Origin of the sequence: Sporolactobacillus terrae DSM 11697 (assembly GCF_000648615.1) — a bacterium.
GTDB classification, from domain to species: Bacteria; Bacillota; Bacilli; order Bacillales; family Sporolactobacillaceae; genus Sporolactobacillus; species Sporolactobacillus terrae.
In genome coordinates this window covers 64,619-71,374 of record NZ_JFZC01000100.1, presented here as the reverse complement: position 1 = coordinate 71,374, position 6,756 = coordinate 64,619, and the positions used below count along the sequence as shown (strand labels likewise).

Annotated in this window: 5 protein-coding genes and 1 riboswitch; of the genes, 1 reads left to right on the top strand and 4 read right to left on the bottom strand. The window is 46.6% G+C overall.

What is annotated here, in order from left to right; genetic code table 11:
• Positions 1–206 precede the first annotated feature (206 nt).
• Positions 207–1,397, top strand: a complete 1,191-nt coding sequence (locus AA84_RS0116325) for an NAD(P)/FAD-dependent oxidoreductase (protein WP_028978106.1) — start codon at positions 207–209, stop codon at positions 1,395–1,397.
• 80 nt (positions 1,398–1,477) lie between these two features.
• Here the strand turns inward: AA84_RS0116325 and AA84_RS0116320 are convergent, their stop codons facing one another.
• From AA84_RS0116320 to rpiA, 4 genes are all read right to left on the bottom strand, one after another.
• Positions 1,478–2,782 (bottom strand): O-acetylhomoserine aminocarboxypropyltransferase/cysteine synthase family protein, encoded by a 1,305-nt coding sequence (locus AA84_RS0116320; RefSeq protein ID WP_028978105.1) that lies wholly within the window; start codon positions 2,780–2,782, stop codon positions 1,478–1,480.
• Between the two features lie 124 nt (positions 2,783–2,906).
• Positions 2,907–3,008, bottom strand: a riboswitch (SAM riboswitch).
• 217 nt (positions 3,009–3,225) lie between these two features.
• The gene (locus AA84_RS0116315; protein ID WP_028978104.1) at positions 3,226–4,722 is read right to left on the bottom strand and encodes an aldehyde dehydrogenase family protein; all 1,497 of its coding nucleotides are present in this window, start codon (positions 4,720–4,722) and stop codon (positions 3,226–3,228) included.
• Between the two features lie 127 nt (positions 4,723–4,849).
• On the bottom strand, positions 4,850–5,818 hold the full coding sequence (locus AA84_RS0116310; protein ID WP_028978103.1) for a Gfo/Idh/MocA family protein: 969 nt from the start codon (positions 5,816–5,818) through the stop codon (positions 4,850–4,852).
• Positions 5,811–6,515 (bottom strand): ribose 5-phosphate isomerase A, encoded by a 705-nt coding sequence (gene rpiA, locus AA84_RS0116305; protein WP_028978102.1) that lies wholly within the window; start codon positions 6,513–6,515, stop codon positions 5,811–5,813. The genes AA84_RS0116310 and rpiA overlap by 8 nt, the downstream gene beginning before the upstream one ends.
• Between the last annotated feature and the right edge of the window lie 241 nt (positions 6,516–6,756).

The following is a 6,756-nucleotide window of genomic DNA, read 5'->3' as shown; positions in this document are numbered from 1 at the left end:
ACAAAGGGGTTCACGGCCAGGAATACAGAATTAAAGATTATCTCTAAACAAAAAAGGACCGGGCGTATTTTGCCCGGTTTTTCTTATCTTTATATTGAAAGCGTTTACATTATGGGCTACAATAAAAAAGGGAAATGTGAATAATTTGTGACGATCTCCTGTTTGCTTGGATGAGTTCTTCAAGATCAATTGAGGAGGGATTGACCATGAGAAAGCGAATCGTTATTTTAGGTGCGGGGTATGGAGGACTGCGTACGTTAAAGAGACTGCAAAGGATGAAACCGAACGCCGCATTGATTCTGATTGATAAAAACAACTATCATTGTGAGAAGACATCGCTTCATGAGGTTGCGGCCGGAACGGCGGATGCTGATGAAATCTGTTATTCGTTACAGCAAGTCATCGATCCAAAACGGACTCAATTTGTTCAAGATACCGTTTTGCGTGTGGTTAAGAAAACGCGAATGATTCTGCTGCAGAATCATGATCCGGTGAGTTATGACTATCTGGTCATTGGACTCGGATTTGTGCCTGAGTATTATGGGATTGAAGGGATGGACCGTTTTGGACTTGCTATTTCTGACATTCCCTCCGTGATCAGAATCCGCAACCATATCGAGGAACAATTTAAAGCGTGGACTGAAGATCAGCGCTCGGATCGATTGGTGGTTGCGGTCGGGGGAGCTGGATTTACCAGTTTTGAATTTCTCGGTGAATTGACACATCGTATTCCGGAATTAATCACGCGTTATCAAGTAGATGCCAAACAGGTGCGCATTGTTTGTATTGAGCCGACGCCAAAGGCATTGCCGATGTTCAATCGACGGCTTGCTGCATACGGATCGCGCAAGCTTCGCGATCGCGGTGTTGACTTTTTAATTGGGCGTGTGTGCGGATTTGATGGAGCGAAGATTTATTATCGCACGGAGGAACATGTTCGATCGTTAAAGGCAGGGACCTTTGTTTGGACAGGCGGCGTCAGTGGGAGTGCGGTTGTCCGTGATTCAGGTTTTGAAGAGCGGCGCGGTCGCGTGCGTGTCATGGATGACCTGTCGGTTCCGGATCATCCGGAGATACTGATTATCGGTGATTGTTCCGCAGTGATTGATCCAGGCAGCGGGCAACCTTATCCGACGACTGCTCAAATCGCACTGCAACAGGCAGATTGTGCTGCCTACAATGTTAAAGCAATGCTGGATGATAGACCGACAAAGCCGTTTGTTTTCAAGTTTAAAGGGACGGTTTGTTCACTTGGACGCGATGATGCGGTTGGGGAAGTCATGGGTAAAGGGTTAAAAGGTCGTCCGGCATCCGTGATGAAAAAGGTGATTGAAAACCGTTCACTGGTAAAGATCGGCGGTGTTGAAACCATGCTGAAGAAGGGCAGATTCAGTTAGGCTGCAGTCATAATATAAGGGAGCCTGCGTATGCAGACTCCCTTATGCAATAACCCCTGTAATGTAACACATCTCTTTTTTTATTTTGCTTCTACTGTATCTGGAATTTTTGCAAGTGCTTGATCCAGATCGTAGATAATATCATCTACGGTTTCAACGCCGATAGATACACGAATCAGTTCAGGTGTTACACCGGTAACCGCCTGTTCCTCTGGTGTCAGTTCTGCATGTGTGGTGCTTGCCGGATGAATGATCAGCGACTTCGCGTCGGCGACATTTGCCAGCAAGGAGAAGAGATTCACGTTATTAATCAGTGCTTTGCCGGCTTCACGGCCTCCTTTAACGCCGAATGTAAAGATCGAGCCGGCGCCTTTTGGGAAGTATTTTTTCGCAAGGTCGTGGTACGGGTTATCTTCTAAGTCAGGATAATTAACCCATGTGATTTTCGGATGGTTATTCAAGTATTCGGCGACCTTGCGGGCATTCTGAACATGGCGTTCTACCCGAAGCGAGAGCGATTCAAGGCCTTGCAGGAATAAGAAAGCATTTTGCGGGCTGATGGTTGCACCGGTGTTGCGCAACAGCTGAACACGCGCTTTTGCGGCAAAGGAAGCCGGAGCGAGGTCTGCGTAAACTAAACCGCCGTAGCTTTTGTCCGGTGTCGTAAAGTCCGGGAACTTGCCGCTTGCACGCCAGTCGAATTTTCCGCCGTCTACGATGATGCCGCCAATCGCAGTGCCATGACCGCCAATGAATTTTGTAGCGGAATGTACAACAACATCGGCGCCAAATTCAATCGGACGAACAAGGTAAGGTGTACCGAATGTGTTATCGACGATCAGTGGAATATTGTATTCATGAGCAATGTTCGCAACGGCTTCAATATCAAGGATGTTGATTTTCGGATTTCCGATTGTTTCACCGTAAAGCGCTTTGGTATTATCCTGAATCGCATTGCGGAAGTTTTCCGGATCATCCGGATCAACGAAGGTAACATCGATGCCGAGCTTTTTCAAGGTCACGTTAAACAATTCGTAGGTTCCGCCGTACAATGTCGACGCTGCAACAATGTGATCGCCGCTGTTTGCAACATTTAAGATCGAATAGGTGATTGCTGCGAGTCCTGAAGCGGTTGCTAGTGCGGCAGATCCGCCTTCAAGCTGAGCGACACGCTGTTCAAAGACATCCTCGGTAGGATTCATAATTCGTGCATACACGTTACCCGGTCGTTTCAGTTGGAAAAAATCGGCTGCTTCATCCGCATCTTTAAAAACAAACGATGTTGTTTGATAAATCGGCACTGCACGTGCGCCTGTTGCAGGATCAGGCACCTGTCCTGCGTGGACCTGCAGCGTTTCAAATCCGTACTTGTGTTCTTCTGCCATGTGAATCGCTCCCTTTGTTCATTTCGAGTACATTAAATAAAATCTTAGAAGAAGGTGCGTGAGCAGATGATGAAAAAGCCGCTTCTCGCAGACTATTGAGAAGCGGCTTATATCGCCGATGCTAGTCTTATCTGCCAGAAATTAATCTGCTGGAATTAACACCATACACCGATGTGCTGGTTGTCGGGCTTCTCAGGGCCAGTCCCTCCGCCGCTCTTGATAAGATTCATTTAATTGAGTTAAGTTTAGCTTCGCCCAAGGGGTTTGTCAAGATAAAATAAGTAAAAAGATCGGAATAATTATATTTAAGAAAACTCAGTTGCCGATGCACTGTTCAATTGCGTGACCACGCGGCCTATCGGTTCTGAATGGCAAAAAAGAGGGTCTCAGTGTCCAAAGACAGGATGAGACCCTCTTTTTAAAATGCACTGTAATGCTCAAAATTAATAAAGACCGTCGACGTCTTCCTTGGTGCTGATATAAATATTCTTGGTTTGCGTGTATGCATCGAGAATGCTCTTGTATGTTTCGCGTCCGATTCCGGATTTCTTATAGCCGCCAAACGGAGCGCCGGCAGGGAGCTGGTTGTAGGTGTTGACCCACATGCGTCCGGTGCGTACGCCGCGAGCGACACGCAATGCTTTGTTAATATCCTTTGTCCAAACCGCGCCGCCGAGCCCGTAATCCGATTCGTTCGCCAGTTTAATTACTTCATCGGCATCTTTAAATTTAATGACAGTTGCAACTGGTCCAAAGATTTCTTCCTGGGCAATACGCATGGTGTTCTTTGCATCTGCAAGCAAGGTTGGCGCCATGAATACCCCTTTATCTAGGTTGTTGTCTGTCAGCTGGCAGCCGCCGGTAACAAGTTTTGCGCCTTCGTCCTGACCGATTTTTACGTAATCAAGAATTTGACTCAATTGATGTTTGTTGACTTGAGCGCCCATTTGTACGCCATCTTCCCAGGGGAGACCGACTTTTACTTTTTCGAATGCTTCTTTCAAAGCGGCTACAAATTTATCATAAATCCCTTCCTGAATGAAGATTCGAGAACCGGCGCAGCATACTTGACCTTGGTTGAATAGAATACCGAGTTGTGCGCCTTCAATGGCACGTTCCCAAGGGGCATCATCGAAGAAGATGTTTGCCGATTTGCCGCCGAGTTCGAGTGTTGCCGGAATGAGCCGTTTTGCGGCTGCTTCGGCAACCTCATAACCAATCTGGGTCGACCCGGTAAACGCAAGTTTAGCAAATCCTTCGTGGTGCAGCATGTAGTCGCCTGAATCCGATCCGCGTCCGGTGATGACGTTCACAACACCAGCAGGAAGCGCTTGATCAAGGAGCTTCGCGAGTTCAAGCAAACTGAGCGATGTTGAGGACGATGGATGGATTACAACCGTATTCCCCGCAGCAATCGCCGGGGCAATCTTCCAAGCTGCCATCAGCAATGGGAAATTCCAAGGGATGACTTGGCCGACAACCCCTAATGGTTCTTTTAAGTTAATTGTTAATGTATTTTCATCCAGAGCGTTTGCTGTGCCTTCTTCAGAGCGGATGACGCCTGCGAAATAGCGGAAGTGATCTGCACTAGCCGGAACATCAATGTTTGTTGTTTCCCGGAGCGGTTTGCCGTTATCCAACGTTTCAACAAGTGCAAGATGTTCGGTATTTTCGTCGATCAGATCGGCAATTTTCAGCAGGATGGCGCTTTTTTCCTGAACGCTGGTGTCTTTCCATGTTTCAAAAGCCTTTGTCGCTGCTTCAACTGCAGCGTCTACATCGGCATGGCTAGCGTCAACGAATTCAGTCAGCTTTTCGCCGTTGCTTGGGTTATAGCTTGCGATCTTTTTGCCTTCCGTGCCTGTGACCCATTTTCCTCCAATATATAATTTGTATTCTGAATCTACTGCGTGTTCCAGGACTGTGTCTTGAATGCTCATTGCACATCTTCCCTTCAAGTCAGAATTTAGTGTAATTAATATCACAGGTATATTGTAATACAGACATATAAAAATTAAAAAGAAAACGCTCTCTTAATTTAAAAACTATGATTTGAGCGAATCTGCCTCATTCAAATGGATAACGGATTCCCCATTGATCACGGATGTTGGTCATCATCTGCATGACATCGTTTGTCAGACGCGCAGTCTGTTCCGTGATCGCTCCGCTGACCGCAGCATTCATGTGATCATATTCATAAACCATTGCTTTTGCGGTACTGCCGGCTTTGATCACTTCCGTGCGACCATCCGGATAAGTGATGGTTGCTTGGTCTGCTCTTGGAAAGTTGTCCACGGTAATGTAGGCTTTATCGCCGGTCACAATACCACGTTTCGGCAGCTTTGCGCGCATGGTTAAAGTGACGACCGCCATCTCGTCATCCGGATTTTTTAAAATAATTCCCGATTGTTCATCGACACCGGTCTCAAACGGTTTAACCGTTGTTAAGATTTCATCAGGCTGACTGGTTAAGAAGAAGCGTGCAAAGGAGAGCGCATAGGTGCCGATGTCGAGCAAGGCGCCGCCGGCAAGATCCTTATTAAAGAAACGGTTCGAGACATCGTAGGGTTTCAGGCTGCCGAAGGTGACGTTGACCATTTTCAGGTTTCCAATTGCACCATTTGCGATCAGTTCTTTTATTTTTTGATAAAGCGGCATATGGTAAATGGTCATCGCTTCCGCGACAATCAGTCCTTTTTTCTGTGCCAAAGCCAGAACCGGATCCAGTTGTCTGCTGCTTACGGTGATCGCTTTCTCGCAGAGTACATGCTTACCGTTTTCCAGACATTGAAGCAGGTAGTCATAGTGATGGGAGTGCGGGGTTGCCAGATAAATAATATCAATTGCCGGGTCATGCAGCAGATCGCTGTAGCTCCCGTAAGCATGCTTGATGTTGTGCTGATCGGCAAAGGCTTGAGCACGTTCAAGATTACGTGAGCCAACTCCGTAAATTTCACGACCGTTTGCTTGCAGCGTTTGTGCAAATTCAGATGCGATGGCCCCGGGACCAATGATGGCCCAATTCGGTTCAGTCATGGATTGTCACCTCTTGAGTTGATTTGTTCAGCCACTTTATGCTGTTTTCACCGGCGATCAGTGCCTTGGTTGCAACATTAACGAACAAAGATGTATCAATCACGCCACGAATGGATGCCAATTCACGGTTTAATTGACGAATGTTACGGACCTTTTGAAAAAAAACATCCATTAGCGGGTGTCCGTTGTCAGAGATCGTGAATCCGTCTTTTCCTTCACTTTGACGCATGACCGGTCGGCCGCCAAGCTGCTTGACTTGATGCGTGACATAGGCTTGTGCTTCGGCTAAGAGTTCAAGTACAACCGGCTTTTCGAATGTAAGTGCGGGTGCATACTTGGATTGATCCACGAGCAAGATATACTCGTCTGCCATCGTCGCAATCAATTTTTCCAGTGTGTGGATGCCTCCGCCGCTTTTCAATGCGTTTAACTGTTCATCAACCTGATCGCAGCCATCAAAAGCGAGATCAATGTGGTCGACCGCTTCCGTGTGAAGTACGGTGAGACCGTTTGCCAGACATAGCTGTCTTGTCTGCATTGAAGGCGTGACGACTTGGATGTTTCGCTCAGGCTTTTCTTTAATAAATTGGATTAAATGACGAATCGTACTGCCGCCGCCAAGGCCAACAACCGAATGATCGGGAATCAGCGCCAACGCTTTTTTGGCACATTCTCGTTTTAGATCTGTTTCGCTCATGTTTACCTCCCCACCACTTGCACATATGTGCACGGGATAAAAATATGTGCGTTGTGTACGGTGTAAGTATACTACGCGAATACCCATAGTTAAACTATTTTGTCTGCAATTCTGAAGATCGGTGTTACCTTATTCATTTTATAGGATAAAATGGTGACTTTTCGGTGGTTTTTATATTTTCCAAAAATTAGTTTGAAGATTTTTATAACTATAGTGTATAATTGCTGTGTCATGATTTCTT

Excerpts from the sequence above, each read along its gene's own strand:
- AA84_RS0116325 (WP_028978106.1), top strand. The coding sequence starts at position 207 with ATGAGAAAGCGAATCGTTATTTTAGGTGCGGGGTATGGAGGACTGCGT.
- AA84_RS0116320 (WP_028978105.1), bottom strand. The coding sequence starts at position 2,782 with ATGGCAGAAGAACACAAGTACGGATTTGAAACGCTGCAGGTCCACGCA.
- AA84_RS0116315 (WP_028978104.1), bottom strand. The coding sequence starts at position 4,722 with ATGAGCATTCAAGACACAGTCCTGGAACACGCAGTAGATTCAGAATAC.
- AA84_RS0116310 (WP_028978103.1), bottom strand. The coding sequence starts at position 5,818 with ATGACTGAACCGAATTGGGCCATCATTGGTCCCGGGGCCATCGCATCT.
- rpiA (WP_028978102.1), bottom strand. The coding sequence starts at position 6,515 with ATGAGCGAAACAGATCTAAAACGAGAATGTGCCAAAAAAGCGTTGGCG.